This is a genomic window from Vreelandella venusta (assembly GCF_044809155.1).
In the GTDB taxonomy this organism is placed as follows: domain Bacteria; phylum Pseudomonadota; class Gammaproteobacteria; order Pseudomonadales; family Halomonadaceae; genus Vreelandella; species Vreelandella venusta_B.
The window spans coordinates 3,533,833-3,559,851 of the sequence record NZ_CP085241.1 but is presented as its reverse complement, the minus strand read 5'-3'; the positions used below and the strand labels follow the sequence as shown (position 1 = coordinate 3,559,851).

Annotated in this window: 24 protein-coding genes; 9 read left to right on the top strand and 15 right to left on the bottom strand. The window is 56.4% G+C overall.

Annotated elements, in window-relative coordinates; translation table 11 throughout:
- Nucleotides 1–105 precede the first annotated feature (105 nt).
- Together LG301_RS16465 and recG are read left to right on the top strand one after the other, a co-directional pair.
- Nucleotides 106–1,035 carry a hydrogen peroxide-inducible genes activator gene (locus LG301_RS16465; RefSeq protein ID WP_404472227.1) on the top strand — a complete coding sequence of 310 codons (930 nt, stop codon included), beginning with the start codon at nucleotides 106–108 and terminating at the stop codon, nucleotides 1,033–1,035.
- Nucleotides 1,032–3,110, top strand: a complete 2,079-nt coding sequence (gene recG, locus LG301_RS16460) for an ATP-dependent DNA helicase RecG (protein WP_404472225.1) — start codon at nucleotides 1,032–1,034, stop codon at nucleotides 3,108–3,110. The genes LG301_RS16465 and recG overlap by 4 nt, the downstream gene beginning before the upstream one ends.
- 10 nt (nucleotides 3,111–3,120) lie before the next feature.
- Here the strand turns inward: recG and yccS are convergent, their stop codons facing one another.
- From yccS to LG301_RS16440, 4 genes are all read right to left on the bottom strand, one after another.
- Nucleotides 3,121–5,322, bottom strand: a complete 2,202-nt coding sequence (gene yccS, locus LG301_RS16455; protein ID WP_404472223.1) for a YccS family putative transporter — start codon at nucleotides 5,320–5,322, stop codon at nucleotides 3,121–3,123.
- A gap of 161 nt (nucleotides 5,323–5,483) precedes the next feature.
- On the bottom strand, nucleotides 5,484–5,840 hold the full coding sequence (locus LG301_RS16450) for a hypothetical protein (protein ID WP_404472221.1): 357 nt from the start codon (nucleotides 5,838–5,840) through the stop codon (nucleotides 5,484–5,486).
- Nucleotides 5,840–6,112 (bottom strand): HU family DNA-binding protein, encoded by a 273-nt coding sequence (locus LG301_RS16445; RefSeq protein WP_009098191.1) that lies wholly within the window; start codon nucleotides 6,110–6,112, stop codon nucleotides 5,840–5,842. Before LG301_RS16445 ends, LG301_RS16450 begins: the two co-directional genes overlap by 1 nt.
- A gap of 118 nt (nucleotides 6,113–6,230) precedes the next feature.
- Nucleotides 6,231–7,421, bottom strand: coding sequence for an NAD(P)/FAD-dependent oxidoreductase (locus tag LG301_RS16440; RefSeq protein WP_404472219.1), 1,191 nt, complete (start codon nucleotides 7,419–7,421; stop codon nucleotides 6,231–6,233).
- 87 nt (nucleotides 7,422–7,508) lie between these two features.
- Between LG301_RS16440 and LG301_RS16435 the strand changes: the two genes are divergently transcribed.
- From LG301_RS16435 to LG301_RS16415, 5 genes are all read left to right on the top strand, one after another.
- The gene (locus LG301_RS16435) at nucleotides 7,509–8,075 is read left to right on the top strand and encodes a chorismate--pyruvate lyase family protein (RefSeq protein ID WP_404472217.1); all 567 of its coding nucleotides are present in this window, start codon (nucleotides 7,509–7,511) and stop codon (nucleotides 8,073–8,075) included.
- A 32-nt stretch (nucleotides 8,076–8,107) separates the two neighbouring features.
- Nucleotides 8,108–8,998: a 4-hydroxybenzoate octaprenyltransferase gene (ubiA, locus tag LG301_RS16430; RefSeq protein WP_404472215.1), complete on the top strand. Its 891-nt coding sequence runs from the start codon at nucleotides 8,108–8,110 to the stop codon at nucleotides 8,996–8,998.
- A gap of 109 nt (nucleotides 8,999–9,107) precedes the next feature.
- Nucleotides 9,108–9,797 carry a phosphate regulon transcriptional regulator PhoB gene (gene phoB, locus LG301_RS16425; protein WP_263066650.1) on the top strand — a complete coding sequence of 230 codons (690 nt, stop codon included), beginning with the start codon at nucleotides 9,108–9,110 and terminating at the stop codon, nucleotides 9,795–9,797.
- A gap of 3 nt (nucleotides 9,798–9,800) precedes the next feature.
- Nucleotides 9,801–11,123 carry a phosphate regulon sensor histidine kinase PhoR gene (phoR, locus tag LG301_RS16420; protein ID WP_404472213.1) on the top strand — a complete coding sequence of 441 codons (1,323 nt, stop codon included), beginning with the start codon at nucleotides 9,801–9,803 and terminating at the stop codon, nucleotides 11,121–11,123.
- A gap of 359 nt (nucleotides 11,124–11,482) precedes the next feature.
- A complete protein-coding gene (locus tag LG301_RS16415) occupies nucleotides 11,483–11,794 on the top strand; it encodes a hypothetical protein (protein WP_404475310.1) in 312 nt (103 codons plus the stop codon).
- 285 nt (nucleotides 11,795–12,079) lie between these two features.
- Here LG301_RS16415 and cysZ read toward each other — a convergent pair whose 3' ends face one another.
- The 6 genes from cysZ to LG301_RS16385 form a co-directional block, all read right to left on the bottom strand.
- Nucleotides 12,080–12,802, bottom strand: a complete 723-nt coding sequence (cysZ, locus tag LG301_RS16410; RefSeq protein ID WP_404472211.1) for a sulfate transporter CysZ — start codon at nucleotides 12,800–12,802, stop codon at nucleotides 12,080–12,082.
- Between the two features lie 70 nt (nucleotides 12,803–12,872).
- The gene (phoU, locus tag LG301_RS16405) at nucleotides 12,873–13,598 is read right to left on the bottom strand and encodes a phosphate signaling complex protein PhoU (RefSeq protein ID WP_404472209.1); all 726 of its coding nucleotides are present in this window, start codon (nucleotides 13,596–13,598) and stop codon (nucleotides 12,873–12,875) included.
- Nucleotides 13,599–13,628: 30 nt separating this feature from the next.
- Nucleotides 13,629–14,444, bottom strand: coding sequence for a phosphate ABC transporter ATP-binding protein PstB (pstB, locus tag LG301_RS16400; RefSeq protein WP_404472207.1), 816 nt, complete (start codon nucleotides 14,442–14,444; stop codon nucleotides 13,629–13,631).
- The gene (gene pstA / locus LG301_RS16395) at nucleotides 14,438–15,856 is read right to left on the bottom strand and encodes a phosphate ABC transporter permease PstA (RefSeq protein ID WP_404472206.1); all 1,419 of its coding nucleotides are present in this window, start codon (nucleotides 15,854–15,856) and stop codon (nucleotides 14,438–14,440) included. The genes pstB and pstA overlap by 7 nt, the downstream gene beginning before the upstream one ends.
- Complete coding sequence (locus LG301_RS16390; RefSeq protein WP_404472205.1) at nucleotides 15,853–16,971, bottom strand: ABC transporter permease subunit; 1,119 nt, start codon at nucleotides 16,969–16,971, stop codon at nucleotides 15,853–15,855. The genes pstA and LG301_RS16390 overlap by 4 nt, the downstream gene beginning before the upstream one ends.
- Before the next feature lie 98 nt (nucleotides 16,972–17,069).
- Nucleotides 17,070–18,029, bottom strand: coding sequence for a PstS family phosphate ABC transporter substrate-binding protein (locus LG301_RS16385; RefSeq protein ID WP_404472204.1), 960 nt, complete (start codon nucleotides 18,027–18,029; stop codon nucleotides 17,070–17,072).
- Between the two features lie 84 nt (nucleotides 18,030–18,113).
- Between LG301_RS16385 and LG301_RS16380 the strand changes: the two genes are divergently transcribed.
- Entirely contained in the window at nucleotides 18,114–18,527 is a 414-nt protein-coding gene (locus tag LG301_RS16380; protein WP_404472203.1) for an acyl-CoA thioesterase, read from the top strand.
- A gap of 94 nt (nucleotides 18,528–18,621) precedes the next feature.
- Here the strand turns inward: LG301_RS16380 and LG301_RS16375 are convergent, their stop codons facing one another.
- From LG301_RS16375 to hexR, 3 genes are all read right to left on the bottom strand, one after another.
- Entirely contained in the window at nucleotides 18,622–19,710 is a 1,089-nt protein-coding gene (locus tag LG301_RS16375) for a TRAP transporter substrate-binding protein (RefSeq protein ID WP_404472202.1), read from the bottom strand.
- 128 nt (nucleotides 19,711–19,838) lie between these two features.
- A complete protein-coding gene (uvrD, locus tag LG301_RS16370; protein WP_404472201.1) occupies nucleotides 19,839–22,037 on the bottom strand; it encodes a DNA helicase II in 2,199 nt (732 codons plus the stop codon).
- A 77-nt stretch (nucleotides 22,038–22,114) separates the two neighbouring features.
- Nucleotides 22,115–22,969 (bottom strand): transcriptional regulator HexR, encoded by an 855-nt coding sequence (hexR, locus tag LG301_RS16365; RefSeq protein ID WP_263066666.1) that lies wholly within the window; start codon nucleotides 22,967–22,969, stop codon nucleotides 22,115–22,117.
- A gap of 313 nt (nucleotides 22,970–23,282) precedes the next feature.
- Here hexR and LG301_RS16360 point away from each other — a divergent pair, with 313 nt between their 5' ends.
- Nucleotides 23,283–23,495, top strand: coding sequence for a PA3496 family putative envelope integrity protein (locus LG301_RS16360; RefSeq protein WP_404472200.1), 213 nt, complete (start codon nucleotides 23,283–23,285; stop codon nucleotides 23,493–23,495).
- A 73-nt stretch (nucleotides 23,496–23,568) separates the two neighbouring features.
- On the opposite strand, the gene LG301_RS16355 is transcribed toward LG301_RS16360, so the two are convergent.
- The gene (locus LG301_RS16355) at nucleotides 23,569–24,912 is read right to left on the bottom strand and encodes a sodium-dependent transporter (protein ID WP_404472199.1); all 1,344 of its coding nucleotides are present in this window, start codon (nucleotides 24,910–24,912) and stop codon (nucleotides 23,569–23,571) included.
- A 176-nt stretch (nucleotides 24,913–25,088) separates the two neighbouring features.
- Nucleotides 25,089–25,943: a DUF72 domain-containing protein gene (locus tag LG301_RS16350; RefSeq protein WP_404472198.1), complete on the bottom strand. Its 855-nt coding sequence runs from the start codon at nucleotides 25,941–25,943 to the stop codon at nucleotides 25,089–25,091.
- Between the last annotated feature and the right edge of the window lie 76 nt (nucleotides 25,944–26,019).

The window sequence follows — 26,019 nt, the reverse complement described above, 5'->3', positions numbered from 1 at the left end:
ATGAGATGTGACATCGTCAATAGGACTTGCTTGTCCTTGCCATCCCGCTAACTGTCACGATTATTAGTCACAAGCAGCAACGAGAGGATGCCCACTGGCACCGTTATGACTTTAACAGAACTTCGCTATATCGTAACCCTTGCTCAAGAGCGCCACTTTGGGCGGGCGGCAGAACGCTGCCATGTTTCCCAGCCAACGCTCTCCGTGGCCGTTAAGAAGTTGGAAGAGGAGCTTGATAGTCCCCTCTTCGAGCGCTCGAAATCTACTGTGCAAGTGACGCCTCTAGGCGAAAAAATTATTGCCCAGGCACAGCGGGTGCTAGAGCAGAGCAGCCTGATTTATGAAATGGCCAGTGCGGGGAAAGACCAGCTAGCTAATCCTCTGCGGATTGGCGCTATTTACACCATTGGGCCCTATCTATTTCCCCACTTGGTGCCTGCACTTGCCAACGCCGCGCCGCAAATGCCGCTCTATATTGAAGAGGGGATGACCGGCACGCTGAGGGCCAAGCTGCGCAGTGGCGAGCTGGATGTGATCATCGTCGCGCTGCCGTTTACCGAAACCGACGTGGTCACCAAGCCGATCTATGATGAGCACTTTGAAGTCCTGATGCCCGCTAACCACCGTTGGGTGGAGCGTGACGTCATTTACAAAGAGGACTTATTAGAAGAGCGGCTGCTGCTGCTGGGCGAAGGCCACTGTTTCCGCGATCAGATTTTAGAGGCCTGCCCGGCGATTACCCAGAAGCTTAACAGCCCGAATAATACGCTGATTGCAGAGGGCGGTTCACTGGAAACCATTCGGCATATGGTGGCGTCAAAGTTAGGAATTACGGTATTGCCACAGTCAGCACTCGGAACCGACCAATATGAAAATGCCATGCTGGTCAGCCGCCCGTTTGCCGACCCAGCACCCTCACGCACAGTTGCCATCGCTTGGCGGGCAAGCTTTCCAAGGCCGAAGGCCATTGATGCGCTTTCCCAAGCGATTAGCCAGTGCAGGCAGCCGGTGCATAAGGTGAATAGCGCCTCATGAGTGAGCTTTCCGCCCCGGTAACGGCGCTGAAAGGCGTAGGCGAAGCGCTGGCGATTAAGCTTGCCCGACTCGGCATCGAGCGTGTCAGCGATCTGCTGTTTCACCTGCCGTTGCGCTACCAGGATCGCACACGACTCACCCCGATTGGCCAGCTGCGGGCAGGGTATGAAGCGGTGGTAGAGGGAGAGGTGACCGCCAATGATGTGGTGAAAGGGCGCCGGCGCAGTTTATTGATTCGCTTGCGCGACGGCAGCGGCATCTTGAGCCTGCGCTTTTTTCACTTTTCGCCGGCGCAACAGCAGCAGCTTCGCCCTGGCGTGACCGTGCGGGCGTTTGGCGAAGCGCGTGCGGGAGCGACGGGGCTTGAGATTTATCACCCTGAGTACCGCCTCAGCGGCGGCAGTGAGACGCCGGTAGAGGAGTACTACACGCCGATTTACCCCACCACCGAAGGGCTGCACCAAACCCGCTTGCGCGCACTGACCCAGCAGGCGCTGCATCTGTTAGCACAAGCCCCCGACGCGTTGCCCGATGTGATTCCCGATGCCCTGCGTCAGCGCTTCCAGCTGCCGGGGCTACACGCCAGCCTGCAGCTTTTACACCAGCCTCCACCGGATGTGGATTTAGAGCAGTTAGCCCACGGCCTTCACCCCGCTACGCGTCGGCTCGCCTTGGAAGAGCTGCTGGCCCACCAGCTTAGCCTGCGGGAAGTGCGCCTGCGTATTCAGGCCGACGGCGCGCCGGTGCTGCCCTCTGGGCGTAGCCTGCAAACGCGTTTTTTAGCGCAGCTGCCGTTTGCACTGACCGGCGCCCAACAGCGCGTGTTGGAAGAGATTGCTCTCGACCTTGCCCGCCCCGCCCCAATGCTGCGGCTGGTGCAGGGGGATGTCGGCTCTGGCAAAACCGTGGTCGCCGCGATGGCGGCGCTCTCAGCGCTGGCGGGCAACTGCCAAGCGGCGATGATGGCGCCCACGGAGATTCTGGCGGAGCAGCACTACCGCTCCTTTAAAGCCTGGTTGGAGCCGCTGGGCATTGAAGTGGCATGGCTGGCGGGCAAGTTAAAAGGCAAGGCGCGGTTGGATGCTAAAGCCGCCATTGCCGATGGCCGAGCGCGCATGGTGGTGGGGACGCACGCGCTATTTCAGGATGACGTTCATTTTCAGTGCCTGGGCCTGGCGATTATTGACGAGCAGCACCGTTTTGGCGTCCACCAGCGTCTCGCCTTGCGAGAAAAGGGCGAAGCCGGTGGGTTAACGCCCCACCAGCTCATCATGACGGCCACGCCGATTCCCCGCACGCTGGCCATGAGCGCCTATGCGGATCTCGATGTCTCGGTGATTGACGAACTGCCGCCGGGGCGCACGCCGGTGAAAACCGTCGTGGTCTCTGACGAGCGCCGCCCCGAAGTGGTGGAACGCATCCGTAATGCCTGTAGCGACGGCCGCCAAGCCTACTGGGTGTGTACGTTGATCGAAGAGTCCGAGGTGTTGCAGTGCCAAGCGGCTGAGGTGACGCGGGATGAACTCACCCAGGCGCTGCCGGAACTGGCCATTGGGCTGATTCACGGTCGCATGAAAGCAGCGGAAAAAGCCGACGTGATGGACGCCTTCAAAACCGGCGAGTTAGATTTGCTGGTGGCGACCACGGTAATCGAGGTGGGGGTGGATGTGCCCAACGCCAGCCTGATGATTATCGAAAACCCGGAGCGCTTGGGGCTTTCACAGCTTCACCAACTGCGCGGCCGGGTCGGGCGTGGCAGCACAGAAAGCTTCTGTGTGCTGCTATACCATCCGCCGCTCTCCAAAAGCTCACGGGAGCGCTTGGGCGTGATGCGGGAAACCACCGACGGCTTCCGCATTGCTGAAAAAGACCTGGAGATTCGTGGCCCCGGCGAGGTGCTGGGCACCCGCCAAACCGGCCTTGCCCAAATGAAGATCGCAGATTTAGAGCGCGATGCCGACCAGCTAGAGCGGGTCACCGCCCTGGCCCAGGCGCTTCAGGGCAATGCTGATGTCACTGCTGTGCTGGTGCGCCGCTGGCTGGGCGAGGCCGTAGGGCGCTACGGGCAGGTGTAGCACCGTGCTGCTAAGCAGCGCTGTGCGTTGGCTCCACAGCGGGTGCGCTGGCTAAACGGCTAGCGGCATCGCCTAAAGGGGCTAGCTGTTGCGTGATTAAACGTAGCTGGCTCTGAATCGGCCGGTAAAGCGCCACAGCGTTCTCTTCTTGGGTAACTGGCGGCCCTTCCATTTGCGCGAGTAGCTCTTTGGCGTGCTCATCGAGTGGCTCGATGGGTAAACGGTTATGCAACTGCTCTGCCAGCTGTTCTAAAAGGGCGCTGATGCGCTTGGCAAGAGGAACCAGTGCAGCATCGTCTTCATCTTCTGCAAGCCGGTGGCGGTGGGCACCCAGTGCTGAAAGATGGCTTAACAGCGTATTGGACAGCACCAAAAAACGCAGCCCGTTGTCGGCATCCTGCTTTCGGTAGTGGCCCGGCTCGTGGAGCATATTGGTCAGCAGCGTTGAGAGTGCCGCATCGGCATTGTGGGCATTACGGCGCGCGAGCCGGTAGGCCAAATCGTCCTGTTTGCCCTCTTCATACTGATGGATAATTTCGTCTAAATAGCGCCGGTGGTTGTTTAGTACGTTGGCGGCTTCCCGGTAGAGCCTCCGGCCCTGCCAGTCGGGCAGAATAAAAAACACCGCGAGCCCCGCGATTAACGAGCCAATCAATGTATCAAACAGGCGCGGCCAGATCAGATCAAAGCCATCGCCTACCTGATTAAAGCTGCACAGTATCAGCAGGGTGATGGAGGCCGTTGCAATGACGTAGTGTTTTTCCCGATTGGCAAAAAACGAGACGCCCGCGGCCACTGCAATCATGCTTTGCACCAAGGGTTGTGGAAATAGGCTAATCGACGCCCAGCCCGCGATTAACCCAAGCATCGTGCCGATGATGCGCTGGGAAAGGAAGCGTCGCGTGGTGGCGAAATTGGGGCGGCAGACAAACAGCGTGGTTAGCAAAATCCAGAAGCCCTGCTCCGGGTCAAGCCACTGCAGCAGCCCGTAGCCCGCGACCAGCGCGGTGGTTAAGCGTACCGCGTGGCGAAAGGTGGGTGACCCCAGGGTAATGTTTAGCCGTACCCGTCGCCAGGCTTCCAACAGGCTGGAGGGCGAGCGGTCGAAGAGCGTGCTGTCCCGGCGCGGGTCCACGTTATCGGGATTGTGAGCACTGGCAATCTGCGCCTCCAGCGTTGAGAGGTTATCGGCTAAGGCGTTGAGGGGGTGTATTAAAGGCCGCCACTCGGGCTTGCCGCGCTCGCTTAGGTTGTCGATAGAGGCACGCAGATCCGCCAGCGCTTGCTCGCTCTGCTCGTGGCTGAAGGGGCGGTTAAGCAGCAGCGACTTAGCCAGCTGGCGGCAGGCACGGCCCTGCTGGTCTAATAGACGCTGGCAACGGAACAGCACGTCGTGGTGGAAAAACGCTTCGGTGAGCGCGCTGTAGGGGTAGTGAGTGGAGCTTGCCCGCTCGTGGATATCCTGTGCGATAAAGTAAATTTGCAGATAGCGGTTCAGCTTGCGACTGCCCCGTTGCCCTTCCAGGCGACGAAAAATGATCTCTTTTGCTTGGTTAAGGGCATCCACGACCTGGCCGTTTTGCCGCGCCAGCGCCACTCGGCGGGCCTCTATATCCACGCCACGCACGGGTTCAAACAGCGCAGATTTGAGAATTAAAAACGCGCTTAGGGCTTTATATACCCTCGCCATGCTCTGTTTGACCGGCTGGCGGGAGAACAGCGCACACCATACAACGGAAATGACCCCGTACCACGCCGCGCCGGCTAACAGCAGCAGTTGGCGCGCGGCGACGTCTTCATCCACGCCGCCGTGCTGTTCAATATTGATCATCGAGTAGATCGAGAGAATCAGCGTGCCGGAGGCAATAGTGGCGTAACGCTGACCAATCGCCCCCAGCATAATCAGTGTGAAGGTTGAGACCGCCAAGCCCACTGCAAACAGCCACGGCCACGGAAACAGCCACTGCACCACAAACGACGCCGAGGCAAAACATAACAGGGTGACCGCTAACGCCTGCAAACGGCCCTGCCAGCTATCATCGGTTTCGGAAAGCGCGCTTGCGATAATGCCTAAAAAGAGCGGAATAACGAGCGCCACATCCCCCGCTAGCCCGCTGAACAGCAGTGCCCCGCTGAAGGCGATAAACACCCGCAGGCTGTAGGCAAACTTATCCAGTGTCCAAAGACGCCGTAGAGGCGATGAAAGTGGCATAGAGTCTCTTTGCTGCGTCTCTTATTAGACTTTAGTTTATATTCTGTTGTGGCGAGTGGCTAGGCGTTCGCTATAAAATCGACAGCGATGCGCAGCCAACAAAAAACCCCGCAGCGCGATGGGCTACGGGGTATTAGCCATCAGCGACTGGCCGAACAGGGTTACAAATATTTCAGTAGCTTTTGCAGCTTGTTCATATCGGCGGAGTCGCCGACGAGGCGCACCTCGCCGTTTACCATACCGTCTAAAAACGCCTGCTGAGTAGGCTTTTTGAGTATACGCAACGCGGCATCTTGATCGCGAAAGCGTAGCTCAAGGTCAAGATCCACGGGCAGGCCTTTGTCGGACGACACCCCTTGGGGCGTCATCCGGTAGTAGCGGGCAATGCTTAAGTCTTCCGTGGCAATTCCCCAGTCCAGGCCGCGCATGCGTTCCAGCTGCTCTTTGAAGCGTGGCTTGCGGCGCAGGGCGCGCTTGAGCATAAAACTCAGCAGCCACAACGTCAGCTTGAGCTTCATTAGGAAACAGCGTCCTTGAGCGCTTTGCCTGGCTTAAAGGCAACGTTTTTACTGGCGGGAATCTGTAGCGGCGCGCCGGTTTGCGGGTTCTTGCCGGTACGAGCAGCGCGTTCACGAACGGTAAAAGTACCAAAACCGATCAGGGCGACATCTTCACCTTTCGCGACGCTGTTGGTGATCTCATCCAGAATGACGTTGAGGACTTGGCCCGCTTTGTCTTTGGAAAGGTCGGCACCTTCAGCAATAGCAGCGGCGAGTTCAGGTTTACGCATAGAGGAAACTCCCTTGTAACAAAATCAAGCGTACGCTTGTGATGTGTAAAAACAGTATTGTTTAAAGCATTACCCGGCTGGTCCAGCTTCTTTAGACTAGTCGTGAATGCGGCGAAAATCAGCCTAGCAGCGCAGGGGCCGCTCTGGAAAGCTCCACTTTCCTTCTCACACAGCCGCCTGTCAACGCAAAACCAATCAAACGTCCGTCTTTATCTTCGGCAAGCGCCGTAAAATCGTCGCCATCGCCCTCGATTCGCCAGTGCTCCGGCGGCTGAGCGGGAGGGTAGGCCACCACGGGCAGTAGCGGTGTTTTGACGACCACCGGCCAAGCGCCCAAGCTCACTGATGTTGGCGAGCCGCTCAGCGTTGCAGCCAGGGCTTTCACGCTAGCCTGCAGCGGCTGTACATACATGGCGTTAACGCCATCGATACAGGCCACATCGCCCAGCGCAAATATATGCGGGCGGTTCGTGCGTAGCTGCCGATCCACATGGATGCCGCTGGGGCTAACGTTCAGCCCGGCCGCTTCGGCAAGCTGAGTGCGGGGCGCCAAGCCGGTGGCTAACAGCGCAATATCCACCGTGTGGCGCTCGCCGTTGTCCAGTTGCAGCGCCAGCGCGTTGTCTGCATCTTGAGACAGGGTTTCCAAGGTGCGCCCTAGCGCTAAGCGAATGCCCGCTGCTTGAAACGCATCGGCCAGCGCAACACCTAACGGCTCGGGAAGCAGGCGCGGCAGCGGGGCGCTTTCAGGCGCGATCATAGTGACGTGATGCCCGCCTGCGTGGAGGTCATTGGCGAATTCACAGCCCACGAGGCCAGCGCCAATAATCGCGACGCGGGTAGGCTTTGTGAGCGCCCTGTGCAGGCGGCGATAGTCATCTAAGTCATTGACGGTAAAGCAACGCTCAGCCAGTGCACTAGGTATACGAAACGGCGTGCGTGGAGCCGCGCCGGTGGCCAATACCACGTCGTCATAGCCAAGCGCTTGGCCGTCACTCAGGCGTATCGTTTGGTTATCCACATCCAGTTGCGTGACTTGGGTGTGGGTAATTACCTGGGCGTCTAGCTCGTCGGCAAGCGCCTGCGCGTTGCGCTGGGCGAGCTTATCGGGGCTTAAGCGCTTGGCAAAGCCGGTGGAGAGCATCGGCTTGCTATAGTCATCGCCGCTGTCAGCGCTAACCAGCGTGATAGTGCGCGTATCTCCCTGGCGGCGCAGCGCGCGGGCTAAGCCAACGCCCGCCATGCCGGTGCCAATAATCACCAGCGCTGCGTGGGGGGGAGCGGTACCTTGTTGAGACGATGTGGGCATGCAGTCACCAAAAGTCGGTGGAACAAAAGCCTGTGAGAGCACCATGTTACACTACCGCCCACTTTTTTGACTGCCTTGGAGAATCCGGTGAAGGCTCCAGTTTTCCGGCAAGCCCAGCCTTTTGCGCACTGGCTACCCGTTGATGCGCTGCGCCCTGCGATGAGTACGCCCTGGCAGCACTGGGTGGCTTCTACCGACTCGTTGACTGCGCGGCTAACCGCGGCGGCAGGCGATAAGCCGTTTCGAGTGCGTTTATTACGCCAAACCATTGGCTTTCCCCAGCGGGACGAGGCGCTGGCCCTGGGGATTGAACCACGACGCTATGCATGGCTGCGAGAAGTCGCGCTCTGTGTGGACGATACGCCTTGGGTGGTTGCCCGCTCGGTGGCGCCGCTCACCCAGCTGCAGGGGAAAGGCTTAGAGGGGCTTGGCGAGCGTTCGCTAGGCAGCTGGCTGTTTCGCCAGCCTGATTTAGTGCGCGGCCCGCTATATGCCACCAAGCACTGGCCGCGCTTTGCCCACCACCTATGTGCGCCTACAGTGGCCGGCGTTTGGGGGCGGCGCTCGGTTTTTCAGCACAGCGGGCTTTCGCTGCTGGTTCAAGAGTATTTTTTATCCACTATGGCGGATGATCTTGGCCTGCCTTCGCGCTAGGCTAATACGGCATCTTTTTTCGTGAGGTAAGCATGGATCGTTCTCTGTTGCGGCCAACGGGGTGGGCTCGGGTGGCGGATTTTTTACAGCTGATGCGCCTGGATCGGCCCATTGGTACTTGGCTCTTGATGTGGCCAACCCTATGGGCGCTGTGGATTGCGGCAGAGGGTGTACCTGGGCGCAATGTATTGCTGATTTTTATTGCCGGTGTTTACGTGATGCGCGCGGCGGGCTGCGTGGTAAACGATTATGCGGATCGCCATTTTGACGGCCATGTGAAGCGCACCAAGCATCGGCCGCTTGCCACCGGTCGCATCAGCGAAACCGAAGCGCAGCTGCTGTTCGTTGGGCTAGTCGCGGCTGCGTTTATTCTAGTGCTGCTTACCAACTGGTTTACCGTCTTGCTCTCTATTGGCGGCTTGGCACTGGCGTTTATCTACCCCTTTATGAAGCGTTACACCCACTTTCCCCAAGTGGTGCTAGGGGCGGCTTTCTCCTGGGCGATACCCATGGCGTTTGGCGCCGTGCTTGGGAGCGTGCCCCTTGAGGCATGGCTGCTGTTTTTCGCCAACGTATTGTGGACCGTGGCCTACGATACCCAGTACGCCATGGTTGACCGCGACGATGACTTAAAAATCGGCATTAAATCAACGGCGGTGCTGTTCGGAGACGCTGACCGGTTGATCATTGGCCTGCTGCAGTTTGCCACGCTGGCGCTGTTAGCCTGGGTCGGGCTACGCGTAGGGTTAGGCGGTTTTTTCTGGCTGGGGCTAGTCGCGATGGCAGCAACGTTTGCCCATCAGCAGCGGCTAATTGCGCACCGTGAGCGTGATGGCTGCTTCCAGGCATTTCTGAATAATTACTGGTCGGGGCTGCTTATTTTTGCCGGTATTGCGCTGAGCTGGTGGCCAATCACTGGCTAAATATGGTGCTTGTCATAAAATTGTCACCAAGTCATGGTGTTATCGTCACAGATACTTCATTGAACTGTTTTCTATGAGCTAGTTTCATTGCACACCGTGAGGCCTAGGAATGACCGCCAAGACCGTTTTGATTGTCGATGATGAGGCGCCGATTCGCGAAATGATCGCAGTGGCGCTGGAAATGGCTGACTATCACGTGCTTGAAGCGGATAACGCCCAAGATGCCCATGCAATGGTGGTCGACCATCAGCCTGATTTACTGCTACTGGATTGGATGATGCCCGGCACCAGCGGTATCGAGCTTGCAAGGCGGCTAAAACGCGAAGAGGCGACCGCTGAAATCCCGATTATTATGCTCACTGCCAAGGGTGAAGAGGATAATAAAATTCAAGGTCTGGAGGCGGGTGCTGACGACTACATCACTAAGCCGTTCTCACCGCGTGAGCTGGTGGCCCGCTTAAAAGCCGTGCTGCGACGCACGACCCCCAGGGGCGTTGAAGACCCTATTGAAATTAATGGCCTGCTGCTCGACCCGGTGAGCCACCGGGTAAGCGCGCATGGTGAAGCGTTAGAAATGGGCCCCACCGAATATCGCCTGTTGCAGTTTTTTATGACCCACCAAGAACGCGCCTATACCCGCAGCCAGCTGCTTGATCAGGTTTGGGGCGGCAATGTGTACGTTGAAGAGCGCACCGTTGATGTACATATCCGCCGTTTGCGTAAAGCTCTGGGCGAAGCCCACCAAAACCTTATCCAAACAGTGCGAGGTACTGGGTACCGCTTCTCCGCACGGGTGTAACGCGTGCGTCTTTGGGGTCGAGAAGTGTGGCGAATTGCTTGGCTGGCGACCGTCGGAGTTTTGCTAGGCTGGGCGTTAGGCGCGCCAGGGCTGGGGCTTGCCGCAGGGCTGGCGGTGTGTTTGTTTTATCACCTTCGCCAGCTGCGGGCGCTTTTTCAGTGGCTGACGCTGCATCCCCAGCATGAGCCACCTTCGGCCCACGGTATGTGGGGCGAGCTATTTGATCGCCTCTACCGTTACCAAAAGAGTCAGCGTATTACGCAGACACGTTTGCGGGCGACCCTTGCGCGTATTCAAGAATCCTCAGAAGCGATGCGCGACAGCGTTGTGATGCTAGACCGCCACGGTGACTTGGAGTGGTGGAATAGCGCCGCCGCAGAAATGCTGGGCCTGCAAACCGCCCACGACCGGGGGCAGCATATTACGAATCTGCTGCGTGACCCGCGCTTTATCAGCTATTTCAATGCCAGCGAGTATGGCGAGCCTTTAACGCTGACCTCGCCTATTGATGAGCGCCGAATTCTACAGTATCAAATTACCCTTTATGGCGACGATGAGCGGCTCGTTATGGCGCGAGACATTACCCGCCTGCATCGCCTGGAGCAGATGCGTCGCGACTTTGTCGCCAACGTCTCCCATGAGCTACGCACTCCGCTAACCGTGCTTTCCGGCTATTTGGAAACGTACAGTGACTTAAGCGACCAGCTGCCACCGCGCTTAGGCCGCGGAATTGGGCAGATGGAGGCGCAAACCAAACGCATGCAAAGCTTGGTCAATGACCTGCTACTGCTCTCACGGCTAGAAATTGACCAAGGTGGAAAAGATCACCAGCCGTTTGCCGTTGGGCCGTTGCTTGAGAGCATTCGTCAGGATGCCGTGGCGCTTTCCAGTCAGCAGCAAGGGGGGCATGCGGCAAATAGCCTGTTGCATAATATCGACGTGCACGTTGAGGGAGAGGCGCAGCTAGTAGGCAGTGAGCAGGAAATTCGCAGCGCTATTTCTAACCTTGCGTTTAACGCGGTTCGCTACACACCGGCCGGGAGTCAAATAACCCTGAGCTGGACCACACAAGAGAATGGAAGCGCCTGCATCGCGGTAGAGGATAATGGTGAGGGGATTGACCCTGTACATATCCCCCGACTGACCGAGCGTTTCTACCGGGTTGATAAAGGGCGCAGCACAGCAACTGGCGGCACTGGCTTGGGCCTAGCCATTGTTAAGCATGTGCTGCTACGCCATGATGCCCAGCTGCACATCGTCTCCCGGCCTGGTGAGGGCGCGAGGTTTCGCTGCATATTTCCTGCCACTCGGGTCTTGGCCCGCTAATTCGGTGGCGCTTGCCACACTATTTACTTTCACCGTCTATTGGCTTTCAAAGCCGCCCCCGCCTTGATGAACAATTTTTGTATAAGTGTGTCAGTTTGACTGTTAAGAATGGTCAAACTCTGCGCATGTGTCATTTTTAGCCACTTTTGTGGTTTTAAGTGTGCTTTCCTAGCGGTCAAAAAGGCGTTATAAAAAATAATAAGTATCTGTATTTTATAACTTTATAAATTTTTTTGGCAAAGTGGCATAGGTAATGCAATCATCTTGGTAAGGAAGATAACCGCTGGAACTGGTAAGCCTATATGGCACTCTTCCTTAAATTTAGCGGTATCAAACAGCGATCGAGGAGACGGAATATGATGTCCATGGAATTACTCAAGAAAGCTGGCATTTTAGGTGTATCTTTTGGCTTGATGGCTAGCCCTCTAGCATTCGCCGACACCACTGAAAATTCATCAATTGATCAAAACCAAGGTATTACAGCTGATGAGCAGCCCCTAGATAGTCATTCGCAAGATAGTGCGGATGAGGGCAGCTACGATACTGAAGATTTAACTACTGATCACGACACACAAGGTTCAGACGTCGTCGGTGAGCCTAATTCATCTGATATGAGCGATGATGAAGAGTACACGCCAGAAGAGCTTGTTGAAGAAAATAGCGCATCGTGATTGATAATTTTAATCGATAACATTGTTTTACAAAGTTGGAAATAACTCTTACGCTAAGGAATGAGCATATCAAGGGCAAGGATGTCCTACGCAAGGATGCTCACCGATTCAAGGAGTGAATCTAGCGACGATCAATACGTTAGTCAGGGTTAATTCCAAGGTTGGAGTCCCGCAAAAGGATAGGAAGCTAACGCCAAGCATCGCCCATATTAAGAGTTATCTAGACCCCGCCACGGCGGGGTCTTGTTTTTGTGGGCGGCCGAAAAGTTTGTTCATTCCAGATGTTCATTTCGCAGTGAGCGCGCCACGGTAGTGGTGGTCCCACATCAAAACGGCGCCTGCGACTGCACCGGGAATTAAGAATACGTTTGCTAGGGGAATCCAGGTGACGACGGTTACCCATCCGCCATAGGTCAGGCTTGGCCACCAGCGCTGCGAAAGCCGGTGGCGCATATCCCGAAACGTTATCTTATTGTTGTCCATTGGATAATCCAAATAGGTAATGGCCATTATCCAGGCAGAAAAAAGCGCCCATAAGACAGGCGAAAGTAGGTTAAGCCCAGGTATCCAGCTTACGACGAACAGCGCTGCTGCGCGGGGCAGGATGTAGCCTAGCTTAACCAGCTCGCGTCCTACGGCATCAATCGCCGTTTTTGCCAGCCCGCGGTCATCTAACGGTGCGCGGCCAGTAACTTGCTGCTCTACCTTGGCAGCCAAAAAGCCGTAAAACGGCGCAGCGATCAGGTGAGTGACCAGTGTGAAGGTGAAAAACACAACTAATAGAAGACTGACGAAAAACAATGGCCAAATGAACCAAGATAACCACTCAAGCCAGCTAGGCACCATGGTCATTGCGCTATTTAGCCAGCCAGAGAAGCGGTGAAACACCCAGCTAAGCATGCTGACATACACTGCCAAATTGACCAGAAGAGGCAGAAAAATATAGCGCCGTAGGCCCTTTTGATACACCAAATAGGTGCCTCGGCGTAGTGCGGTTAATGCATTCAACCTGTTGACTCCTTAACAATACGCCCAAACAGAGCATTTGGGCGTATTGCAGGAGGTATTGAGGGGTAGGTCAAGACTTGTTAAGCACTTCCTGGTCGATACTATCGAGGTTGGTATGGCGAATATCCAATCCTTTAACAAGGTAGACAACATACTCGGCGAGGTTGTTGGCGTGGTCGCCCACACGCTCCAGAGCGCGCAGAACCCACATGATGCTTAGCACGGAGCTGATTGAGCGAGTATCTTCCATCATAAAAGTCATTAGCGAGCGCATGGCGCTACCGTACTCGTCATCAACAAGCTCGTCTTCACGCACTACCTGCATGGCAAGCTCGGTATCAAAGCGAGCAAAGGCTGTTAACGCATCGCGCAGCATCTTGCGCACGTGTTCACTGATGTGCCGCACTTCTACCAGGCCGCGAACGCTGCCATTGCTTTCACTTAATAGCATTGCGTTACGGGCAATTTTGCTGGCTTCATCGCCGATCCGCTCAAGATCTGAGGTGGCGCGAATAACCGCCAGTACCAAGCGAAGATCAGACGCTGCTGGCTGACGGCGTGCCAGTACGCGAGTGCACTCGTCATCTATTTGTAGCTGCAGGTCGTTGACCTGGCGGTCGTTATCACGCACTTTTTCGGCGAGATGACTGTCGCCTTCAAGCAGCGCATAGACCGCATCTTGCACCTGCTTCTCCACCAAGCCGCCCATGGCCATCAGGTGGGTTTTTAGCTCTTCAAGTTCTTGGTTGAACTGACGAGAAATATGCTGGCTGTGGGTTTCGCTATTAATATCCATTGCGCACTCCTGACGGGATGTCGTTGGGGCCTAGGTGATGCGGCCGGTGATGTAATTTTCAGTGCGTTGTAAACGCGGGTTGGTGAACACTTGGTCGGTTAAGCCAAACTCAACCAGTTCACCGTGATGCATAAACGCCGTGTAGTCGGAAACCCGCGCGGCCTGCTGCATATTGTGAGTGACCAGCACTAAGGTAAGCTGCGATTTAAGATTGCGGATCAGCTCTTCTACTTTAAGCGTTGAGATGGGGTCCAGCGCCGAGGCAGGTTCATCTAAGAGTAATACGTCGGGCTGTACGGCCAGCGTGCGGGCAATGACTAAGCGCTGCTGCTGCCCGCCGGAGAGCTGCCATGCTGAACGGTGCAGCTGGTCTTTAACCTCGTCCCATAGCGCGGCAGACGTTAGTGCCCACTCAATAATGTCGTCCCGCTTACGCTTGGGTAAACGGCGCTGTAAGCGCAGCCCAAAGGCGACATTTTCATAAATCGACATAGGAAACGGGTTAGGGGTTTGAAACACCATGCCCACGCGCCGCCTCAGCTCAGTGACGTTCATTTGAGGAGCATGAATATCCTGTCCTTCAAGCGCGATATGCCCGCTATGAGAAACGGATTCATTAAGGTCATGCAGCCGATTAATTGCCCTGAGCAGGGTGGATTTGCCACAGCCAGAGGGACCGATAAACGCGGTCACACGGTGGCGAGGCACGTCGAGCGTCAACTGTCGCAAAGCAGATTTCCCCGCATAGGCGAGGTTAAACTGGTTAATGCTTAGGCAGCACTGCTCAGGTGCAAACGTAGTCACTGGAGCGTGTGTTGCTTGGGTAGACGTTAAGGACGCTAGCATTCGTTTCCTCGTTGACGCCTTAAATAATGACGCAAAAATATGGCAGTTAAGTTAAGCACCAGCACAATTAGCACTAACAGCAATGCGGTGGCATAAACGAGAGGAATGGCGGCCTGAACATCTTCCCCGTGAAACGCTGTATCAAATAGATGATAGCCAAGATGCATAAACTTGCGCTCAAGGTGCAAATAAGGAAAGTCACCATCCAGCGGCATTTGCGGCGCCAGTTTGGCAACGCCTACCAGCATTAAGGGAGCTACTTCCCCGGCGGCCCGGGCGATGGCTAATATCACCCCGGTGAGCATCGCAGGGGTAGCCATGGGCAGCACCACTCTGGTCAGCATCTCCAGGCGTGTCGCACCGAGCGCTACGGCCCCTTCGCGCTGGGCGTCGGGGATACGCGCTAACCCCTCTTCCGTTGCCACAATTACCACCGGCAAGGTTAATAGCGCGAGGGTGAGAGAGGCCCATAACAGCCCGCCGGTGCCGAAGGTAGGCGAGGGTAACTCGTCGCTGAAGAACCACTGATCAATCGAGCCGCCGATGCCGTAAACGAAGACCCCAAGGCCAAAGACCCCATATACAATCGACGGTACGCCGGCCAGGTTGCGCACGCCAATGCGCACGAGGTGAGTGAGCCGGTTTTGGTGCGCGATTTCATTGAGATAAATCGCCGCCAGCACGCCAAACGGGGTCACAATCACTGACATTAAAATCACCATCAGCACGGTGCCAAATATAGCCGGCCACACACCGCCGCCGGTGTTGGCAGCCCGCGGCCCTTCGCTTAAAAAGCGCCACACGTTTTGCCCCCAGGCCGCAGCTTTCTGCCCCCACGACATGGCGTTAGGGGCCTGGATATGACGAACACTGGCAAGCGGCTGGCGCAGCGTTTGGCCGTCGGCCGTTATCAGCAGTAACTCGCTGCTGCTTCGCTGGCTCGTAGGTTGTGCAAGCGTCGTAAGAATGTAGTCTTCCGCTGCCTGTCCGGTTAATCGCTGGTCATCACTCTCTATGGCCACTAAACGGCCAATAAAATCGCCCCACGGAGTGCGCTCTAGACGGATCAGGTCGTTTGGAGTCGCTTGTTCGACGACCTCCTCAAGGTTTATCCAGCGCCAGTTAGCCCCGGTAATGTCGCTGTTGCCGGTGAAATAGAGCCGCTCCATGCCTGCGTTTAGCGGCAGCGGCGTTTCGCGTACGGGCTGACCAATCACACGCTCACCCGACGCAAGCGTGACCTCCTCCAGGGCGGCGGGCCAGAAGTGGCCCAAGCCGCGTGTTGCAAGCAGAGCAAGCAGCGCCGCTAACATGAGCAGTGAAAGCGCCACGCAGGCGGCACATAACCACGGCCACAGCCCATCGTTTAACCAGCTCACCCGCCGCTTACTCTGTTCGGAAAGAGGCGTCATTGCCTGCCCCCCAGCCGGTGGTAGCGGCGGCGTAGGCGCTGGCGCACTGTTTCTGCCAGGGTATTCACTAAAAATGTGAAGATGAATAGCGCAAGCGCTGCCAAAATCAGCAGATGGTAGGTAAGCCCCCCGGGGGTTGCTTCGGGCAGTTCAATGGCAATGGCGGCGGAGAGCGAGCGCAACCCTTCAAAGGGACTGGCGCTAAACAGAGCTGTGTTACCGCTCGCCATGAGTACGATCATGGTTTCACCCACGGCGCGGCCTGCGCCAATCATCACCGCTGAAAAGATGCCGGGACTCGCGGTGGGCAGCGCTACTTTCCAGAGCGCCTGCCATCGGCTTGCGCCCAGTGCTTGCGCGCCTTCCATCAGAGTCGGCGGGATATCAGCGAGCGCATCTTCGGCTAGCGCATAAATACTTGGGATGACGGCAAACCCCATGGCGATGCCGACGATGAGGGCGTTGCGTGTGGCGTAATCCATGCCGTAGCGCTGGTCGAGCAAGCGGCGTAGGTCACCCCCTAACAGGTGCTGCTCCAGCAGTGGCGCGAGCCATAGCGCCACGGCGACCATGCTTACAAGCCACGGAATTAACCATAACCCTGCCCAGGAGTGCGGCAAGCGCTGACGCAGCCGAGCGGCGGCAACGTGCCACAAAGCGCCCGCTAATAGAGCGCTGAAGGGCAGCCATACGATGAGCAGCAGGGCGCTCGCTAAGTGGCGCTCTACCCAGGGAGCGAGCACTAAACCCGCAATAAAGCCCACTACGACGCCAGGCACGGCTTCCATAAGCTCTAACGCGGGTTTTAGCCGACTACGCAATCGCGTCGACATAAACAGCGCTGAGTAGATCGCGGCGCCCAGCGCAATCGGTGTGGCAAACAGCATTGCGGCGAGCGCGGCTTTTAGGGTGCCCCACGCCAGCGGCGATAGCTTACTAAGCGCGAAGGTGTCGCCTAGCGCTAGCAGCGGCAGCGTTTCCCAAATAAGGAAAACGCCAATGGCAAGAATCGCCAATAGCACCCCAATGCCCCCGGCGGTGATGAGTCCAGTGGCAATACGGTCTTGAAGTTGGCGCAGCGGCAGATAAACACGGGGTAGCCGAGGAGGAGTCATGTCGACATCATAGAGCAGCGGGTGCCATCGCTAAAATAAACATGCATGGTGGAGTTTCCCTACCCTAAAACATTTTTATGACAATTAAATGACAGTGGCTACCAGGGCTGTTGAGCATTTAATTCCTCCGGCGGCAGCGGTACAAAACCTGAGGCACGGACAATTGCCTGACCCTCTGGCGACATAATCAGCGCGATAAACGCCTGCTCTGCAGCGGGTAACGACTCCCCCGGCGGTAAATTAACGTAGAGATAAAGATCGCGAGAGAAAGGGTAGTCGTCCCGCTGGATCGATGAATCCGTCGGTGCCAGGGTGTTGCCATGCTGGTCGGCAAGTGGGAGTGCCTTTACCATCGGGGTAAGGTGGTTGTAGCCCGCATAGCCCATCGCATTAGGCGACTCTCCCACGGCGGCAACCACGGCGGATGAGCCAGGGTGCTCGCTGATATCGACCCGGAACTGCCCATTACACAGCGCCTGCTGTTTAAACAGCCCATGGGTGCCGGACGCCAAGTTGCGCCCATGCAACGCAATGTGTCCATAAGGCCATTGCGCGGTCTCAAGTAACGTTTCCCAGCGTCTAATTGGGCGCGTGGCTCCACACGCGAGACTGGTCGAGAAAATAGCATCGATCTGTTGGCGGGTTAACGCGTCAAGCGGGTTGTGACGATGCACAACCACAATCAGGGCATCCCGCGCTACGCGAAGCTCTAGGGGCGGGTAGCCATAGCGGTCGATAAACTGCTGGCGCTCAGTCGCAGACATTGGCCGGGACATGGGGCCAAGGCGTGTAGTGCCAGCGATAAGCGCCGTCGGTGCACTGGCCGAACCGCCCGCTTGAAACTGCAGATTAATGTCGGGGTGGCGAGCGGTGAGCGCTTCTCCCCAGCGTAACACCAGCCCCGCCATGGTGTCAGACCCCACTGCCCCTAGCGTGCCGCTGGTAAGGGTGGGCGCTGTCGGCTGCCCCCAGGCTATCTGGACGACCAGGAGGAGTGTGCCTAGCAACGCTAAGCGCAGGCGATATTTCTTCCCAGGAGATAAACCGTTACCCTTCAAACGTCTTTCCTCTTGTGATTAACTAATGCCATTCTGTTGCGATGCAGCAACATCACAACAATAAACTTACAAAGCGACGACCTTATGACACCGTTGGATTCTGATTTGGATGACGTGCCTGCGCCCCAAGGGCAGCTCACGTTAAAGCTACTGGCTTCTCGACAAGATACCAATCTCTACGGCGATATTCCTGGTGGATGGCTCGTTAATCTGATGGATCAAGCCGCTGAGCTTGCCGCAGGCCGTGAAGCCGGCGGGCGAAACGCAACCGTTGCCATTGAAGCGATGGATTTTCTAAGCCCGGTACGCGTTGGGTCGATGGTAAGCGTCTATACCCAGGTGCAGGATATTGGCCACAGCTCGATCAAAATTGATGTGGAGGTATGGGTGCGTGCGCCCCATGGCCGCCATATTGAAGAGCGTCAGAAAGTCACCGAAGCGCGCTTTGTGATGGTGGCGCTTGATGACAACGGCCGGATTCGCGCAGTGCACAGCTAAGCGTTCGCCGCTGCATATCGAAAAGGGCGCCGTGGCGCCCTTTGTGCTTAAGAAGACAATGCCCGCTTAAGACGTCCTCGCGTGTTGAAAGCGACTACGCATTTAGCTCTGCGCGGTTTCTTAGGTAAGCGTACTCACCCACATCGCTAAACGGACGCAGCACTTCCTGGAACGCTGAATACGACTCCCAAACACGGCGCGACTCCTCGTCGCCGTCTACCTGGCGCTGAATCGCTTCTTTGGAGGATTCATAAAGGGCAGCCATGACGTCTTCGGGGAATGTACGCAGCTGCACGCCGTGCTCGTCGACCAGTGTTTCCAGCGCTTGCGCGTTGCGATAGGCGAATTCGCTGATCATGGCCAGGTTAGAGGCTCGCGCTGCTTCGCGGATAACGTCCTGAAGATCTTCGGGTAGGGCGTTCCAGGCGTCTAGGTTAACGGTGCCTTCTAGCACGGCGGTCGGCTCATTCCACACCGATGTGTAGTAGTAATCCGCCACTTGGTGCAGGCCAAACGCCATATCATTATAAGGGCCTACCCAGTCGGCAGCGTCCAACACGCCGGTTTGCAGCGAGGTAAAGATTTCTGAGCCGGGCATATTAACGGTAGTTACTCCGATGCCGTTCATCGCTTCGCCCGCCAGCCCCGGTAGCCGTAGGCGAAGGCCCTGCATATCGGCCAGAGAGTTAATCTCTTTTTTAAACCAGCCCGCCATCTGGGTGCCTGTATTACCGACTGCAAAGGGCTTGAGGTTGTGGTTAGCGTAAATCTCATCCCACAGCTCTTGACCACCGCCGTGGTATAACCAGGCGTTCATCTCAGTGGTATTCATGCCGAACGGCACGGCAGTAAAAAACTGCGAGGCGGCGACTTTTCCGCGCCAGTAATAAGCGGCGGAGTGGCCCATTTCAGCGGTGCCGGCGGCGACGGCGTCAAACACTTCCAGTGCTGGCACAAGCTCACCCGCACCGTGTACGCGAATACGCATACGGCCATTAGAGAGCTGCTCTACCCGACGGGCGAAGTCATTCGCGCCGGTACCGAGTGCGGGAAAGTTTTTCGGCCAGGAGGTCACCATATCCCAGGTGTAGGTTTCGTTAGCGCTGGCGGTGGAAACGAAGGGGGCGGCGGCGACACCGGCGGCGCCAAGGCCGGCGGCTTTAAGGAAGTTGCGGCGTTGCATAATGAGCAAGACTCCGGAAATTATAGGATATTTTTGTCAACGTGCTGGAAAGCACCGTGTCCGTTTGCCAGTATGCGCTAACCCCGATTTAATCGGCAAGCCATTGCCCTCAACGCCAGAAGGGACGCTTAAAGTGGCGTTAGTTTCGCAAACCCCAGCACTAGCCACTTAATGCCATTACCTTCAAAGCTGACTTGCACCCGGGCGCGGGCGCCTTCGCCCTCGGCGTTTAAGATAATCCCTTCACCAAACACCGGGTGTGCCACTCGCTGGCCGACGTGCAGGCTGGGCAGGTCACCGTCACTCTCAATGCTTTGTTGGGCAAAGGAGGTACGTGACGCGGTGACAGGGCGAGAAATATGCCCGCGCAGGCGCACTTCTTCCAGCAGGTGGGGGGGGAGTTCGCGTAAAAAGCGCGAAGGCCGTGGAAATACCTCTTTGCCGTGCAGGCGGCGTGTTTCGGCATGGGTGAGATAAAGCTTTTGCATGGCCCGGGTGACGCCGACGTAGCAGAGGCGCCGCTCCTCTTCGAGCCTGCCCGGCTCTTCCAGTGACATTTTGTGGGGAAACAATCCTTCTTCAACGCCGGCAATAAACACCACGGGGAATTCCAACCCTTTGGCTGAGTGCAGCGTCATCAGTTGAACGCTGTCCTCAAACTCTTCCGCTTCGTGGTCACCGGCGTTAAGCGCCGCCTCAGAAAGAAACGCTTCCAGCGCTGCCATGCCTTCGCCTGCCTCGGGCGTTTCAAAGGCATCGCCATGGGTAAAGGCACGGGCGGCGGTAACCAGCTCTTCTAAGTTTTCCACCCGCGCTTGGCCCTTCTCGCCGCGCTCGCTTTTATGGTGCTCAATCAGTCCGGTATGCGCGGTGACGTGGTCGATGATTTCGTGCAGAGGCAGCCCGGCGGCGTCGTTATCCAACTGTTCTATCAGGTTGGCGAAGGCTTGTACCGCATTCGCGGCTCGGCCCTTTAAGGTACCGTCGTTGATGGCGTCATGGAGCGCTTGCCATAGCGGCACGCTTTGCTCCCGGGCGCGGTGGCGAACAATTTCCACCGTGCGGGTGCCGATGCCTCGGGTAGGCACGTTGATCACCCGCTCTAAAGAGGCATCGTCATCACGGTTAAGCAGTAGGCGCAAATACGCCAGGGCATTTTTGATCTCTAAGCGCTCGTAGAAACGGTGGCCGCCGTAAATTCGGTAGGGCATGCCCTGGCGAATCAGTGTCTCTTCTAGCAGCCGCGACTGGGCGTTGGAGCGGTAGAGAATCGCCACGTCCCGGCGGTTAAAACCGTCATCGACCTTCTCTTTGATGGTATCGACGATATAGCGAGCTTCTTCCAGGTCGTTAAACCCGGCATAGACGGAAATCGGTTCGCCCTCAACGCCATCGGTCCATAGGTTTTTACCCAGCCGCTCGCTGTTATGGCTAATCAGCGTATTAGCCGCTTCTAGAATCGCGCTGGTAGAGCGATAGTTCTGCTCTAGACGCACGGTGAGCGTGTTGGGAAACTCTTCTTCAAAGCGGCGGATATTTTCCACTTTGGCACCGCGCCAGCCGTAGATGGACTGATCATCATCACCGACGGCGGTCATCGGCGTCTTCATGCCGGTGAGCAGCTTTAGCCAGGCATACTGCAGGGTGTTGGTGTCCTGAAACTCATCCACCAGGACATGACCGAAACGTTCCTGGTAGTGCCGTAACAGCGCTGGGTTGTCGCGCAGTAACTCCAGGCTTCTCAGCAGCAGTTCACCGAAATCGACCAGCCCGCCGCGTTCGCAGGTGAGCTGGTAGCGCTCGTAAAGTTCAACCATCTGGCCCAGGTACGCATCGCCGTCGACATTGACCTGGAAAGGGCGTAGGCCCTCCTCTTTGCAGCCAGAGATAAACCCCTGCACTTGGCGGGGCGGGTAGCGCTCGTCATCAATCGCGTAATCTTTCAGCAGCCGCTTGATCAGCCGCAGCTGGTCATCGGAGTCGATGATTTGGAAGTGCTGGGGTAGCCGGGCATCCTGCCAGTGGGTGCGCAAGAGACGGTGGGCGATGGAGTGGAAAGTGCCGACCCATACGTGGCGCATGGAGATGCCGAGCAGCGCCTCTAGACGAGTGCGCATTTCCCGCGCCGCTTTATTGGTAAACGTCACCGCCAGCAGGGCGTAGGGAGAGAGCCCTTCGGCCTGCATTAGCCAAGCGATGCGGTGAACCAGCACGCGGGTTTTACCCGACCCCGCGCCCGCCAGCACGAGTAGATTGCCCTGGGGGGCGCTAACCGCCTCGCGTTGGGCGGGGTTGAGCTGATCAAGAATCGCCGTGACGTCGTCCATATAAGCCGCTGCCGGTTCGAAAATGGGCAGCCAGTTTAGCACAGCCAAGGAACTGGCTGTGTATACAGGATGAGCGCTTAGCTATCTTCGGGGTAGCGCAGGGTGTTCAGGCTCTTTTTAACCGCCTTCAACTGTTCGGCAAGTTTCGGCCCACGGGTTTTGGCAACGCCAACTGCTAATACGTCGATAAGCACGAGGTGGGCAATACGCGAGCTGAGCGGCGTGTAGATCTCGGTGTCTTCATGAACGTCAATGTACAGCGGCAAGCTGACTTCACTGGCCAGCGGGGAGTCGCTGGGGCAGAGGCCAATTACCGTGGCGCCCGCATCGCGGGCTAAACGCACGCTAGCCACCAGCGCTTTGGTGCGGCCCGTTTGGGAGATCGCCACCACCACGTCGCCCTCTTTGAGCGTTACTGCAGACATGTTCTGCATGTGCGGGTCGGCATAGGCCGAGGTGGAAATCTGCAGGCGGAAGAACTTGTGCTGGGCATCGAAGGCCACCGCGCCAGACGCCCCAAAGCCATAGAATTCAACCCGGTTGGCCATGGCCAGGGCATTAACGGCTTTCCCTAACGCGTCGTTATCAAGCCGGTCGCGCACCGATAGTAGCGTGCCCACGGTCGAGTCGAAGATGCTGTGGGAAAACTCTGCGACCGAGTCGCTATCGTTCATGGAGAACTGGGCGAACTGGCTGCCGCTCGCCAGCATTTGCGCTAGCTGCAGTTTGAAGTCCTGGAAGCCATTGCAGCCCAATGCGCGGCAGAAACGCACCACGGTGGGTTCGCTCACTTTGGCTTCCGTGGCGAGATCCACAATTCGCATATGGATCACTTCGTCAGGATTGCGCAGCACAAACCGCGCGACCTTTTGTTCGGAGCGACGAAAGTGCTCCATGCGGCGTCTCATTTCATCGAACAGGGCGCGGCTCACAGTCAGCTCCTTGGGTGCTCAAAAACAAAGGATTACAGTACGACAAAATAAATCTGTTTAAAACGTTCGTTTTTAAATGGCGCTTCATCATCTGGCTCAGCGCTGCGGCAGGCGATTTAAGATGGCATGCCAATGCGTGAGCCAAGCCTAACCTAAAGGCGTTTAAATGCCGTTAAGACATTTGAGCAGAATTCGTCATCATTTTGTCAAGTAGGTTATAGTAAGAAGTGAAGTGCCGCACTGCATCATTTAAAAAATCAGTCGTCACGGATGCAGGTGGACGTAGGCATATTCACCTGGAGGAACGTCGATTATGAGAAACGTCGAACGAATCACCTCGGTAAAAAACGAATTGCTCGACATCTTTATGAGCATGCAGGTCGATGAGCACGCCGAGCAACGGCGCAGCTCTGCCCAGCGCAGCTTAAGGGCGCGTAGGGGAATAGAGTTACATCGGGAGTTTCAGAAGTTGTCGCGGGATATTGCTCCCTTGCCCGAGTACGAGCAAGAAAGCGAACTGCACTAGCATTTAAACGAAACCGCCCCGCTATGAAGCAGGGCGGCTGTTTGCTTGGCTTTTTTAGGGCCTTAGTAAAGGCTCAAATAAGGCCTGTCACAAACACAATGATAACGCCAACGGGCGCTACATAGCGTGCGATGATGTTCCATAGGCTGACCCCCGTTGCAGAGAGGCCCAGCTCAGCTTCTACGCTTTCACGCTTCAAGCACCATGCCACAAATACAATCGCGCCTAGGCCCGTTAACGGCAGCAGAATTTTGCTGGTAAAGGTATCTAGTAGGTCAAAAATATTCAGGCCAAAGAAGAGCACCTCTGACCACACGTTAAACGACAGCAGCGCCGCGATACCCAGTAACCATACGCCTGCACCGCTTGCTAACGTCGCAGTGACGCGCGTCATTGATGTGCGCTCTTCCAGCATTTCCACTGTGGGTTCAAGTAGGGAAATGGCGGAGGTTAAAGCGGCAAAGGTGAGCAATAGGAAGAACATAAGGCCTAAAATGGTGCCGCCTGCCATGTTACCAAACGCGAGCGGCAGCGTGACGAAGATCAAGCCTGGGCCTTCACCGGCGCTTAAGCCATTGGCGAAGACAATCGGGAAGATAGCTAAACCGGCTAGCAGCGCGATGACGGTATCCAGAATAATCACCGTGCGCGCAGTGCTAATCAGGTTAACATCTTCTCCTAAGTACGAGCCGTAAGCCATCATGATGCCCATACCCAGCGACAGCGTGAAAAACGCTTGGCCCATAGCGGCGAGTACTACGCCACCGTTCAGGGCACTCCAATCAGGGCGGAACATAAAGGCCAGTGCTTCGCCAAAATAACCGCTGGCCACGCCGTAACCTACGAGTATCAGCATTAATATGATGAGCGCAGGCATTAACAAACGCGCAGCACTCTCAAGCCCTTTAGTGACACCGCGTGCCACGATACCAACCACCAGCACCATAAAGGCGGTATGCCAGAGCAGCAGTGTGACAGGGCTTCCCAGCATGCCGCCAAACAAGCCGCTAATACCGTCGGCATCTTGGCCGTTAAAGGTGCCAATGACCGAGCTGAGCGTGTAGTTCAGCGACCAGCCACCAATCACACTGTAAAACGACAAGATCAAAAACGCGGCTAATACGCCGCTAACGCCAATCAGCGCCCAGGCTTTTGATTTGCCGTGGTTAGCCGCCAGCTCAGCCATGGTGTTAATCGGATTTTTTTGGCCACGACGACCAATCATCCACTCTGCCACTAGAATAGGCAGGCCCACCAGTGCCACACAGGCGAGATAGACCAGTACGAACGCGGCGCCGCCGCTGTCGCCGACCATGTAAGAGAAACGCCAAATATTCCCTAAACCCACTGCCGACCCTGCGGCTGCGAGCACAAAGGCCATCTTCGATGACCACTGCGCATGTGCAAGTTTTGCCATGTTTCACCTTCTATATAGGTTCAATTGTAATTAATAAGGTGCTGCTATCGTAAAATGCTAATTTTCAGAAAACTGAACGACAAGGAAAAGTTATTTTCCAGCGTTATTTTCCGAAAGTAGACGCAATTTATCCGATAGAAAGAGCGCTTGCCAGTAAACACAGCTAAAAAGGCTGTTTAAAACAGTTGGCTCTGCTTATCGCCAGCAAATGCTGGCAGGGTGGGCAGCGGCGTCAGCGCCTGTAATTCTCTATAGAGCCTGCGTGCCATCTCAGGCGATTCTCGATTATCAGCGGTATGCACAAATAAGAAAGGGGTTTTCCCCTGACTTATCCACAGGGCAAGGCGGGATTTCCACGGGCCGAAGTAGCTGCTATTAATGGCTTTGTCAATATGGCCAATGAAGCGAATCACCGGCTGCTGTGCCGTGGAAAGCACGTGTAATGGGACTTTCGGCTTTTCCTGTTGGGCATGGGCAAGCCCTGGATGGCCATTGGCGGGGGTGGAAAAGATTGGGCGCACATCAAGCATGACACGGTTCGCCGCATAAGTTATCAACAATTGATTAAGGGCTTTCTCAGCGACGCCTTTTTGAAAAAACGCTGGATGGCGCACTTCAACCGCACACGGTAAGTGAGCGGGCCACTGTGCGAGTAGCGCTTCAAGTTTACATAGCTCTTGAGGACCAAAATCCCTTGGCAGTTGCACCATCGTAGGGCCAAGACGGTCGTGCAGTGGCGTCAGCGCGTCTAAAAATGCCCAAGCGTCTGCTAAGCGGGTTAAACGCTGGTCGTGGGTAACACTTGAAGGCAGTTTAAAACAAAAACGAAAGTGAGCCGGCGCTAGGCGCGCCCAGGTCGCCACCGTTTCTGGCTTTGGTGCACCGCTGTAAAAGGTGGTGTTGCCTTCGACACTTGAAAAGACCGATGCATAGTCACTTAAAAGCCCCGTTTTAGCATGGCGGGGATATAAGCTGCCCAGCCAGTCCTGGTTGGCCCACATGGGTAAGCCTAAATACAGCGGAAGCGTCATATTAAAGGGCCTTACATGGCTATTTGAGCGGTGCGCTGGTGGCGCTCCACTTAAAGTGATAGAACCAATGCTATGC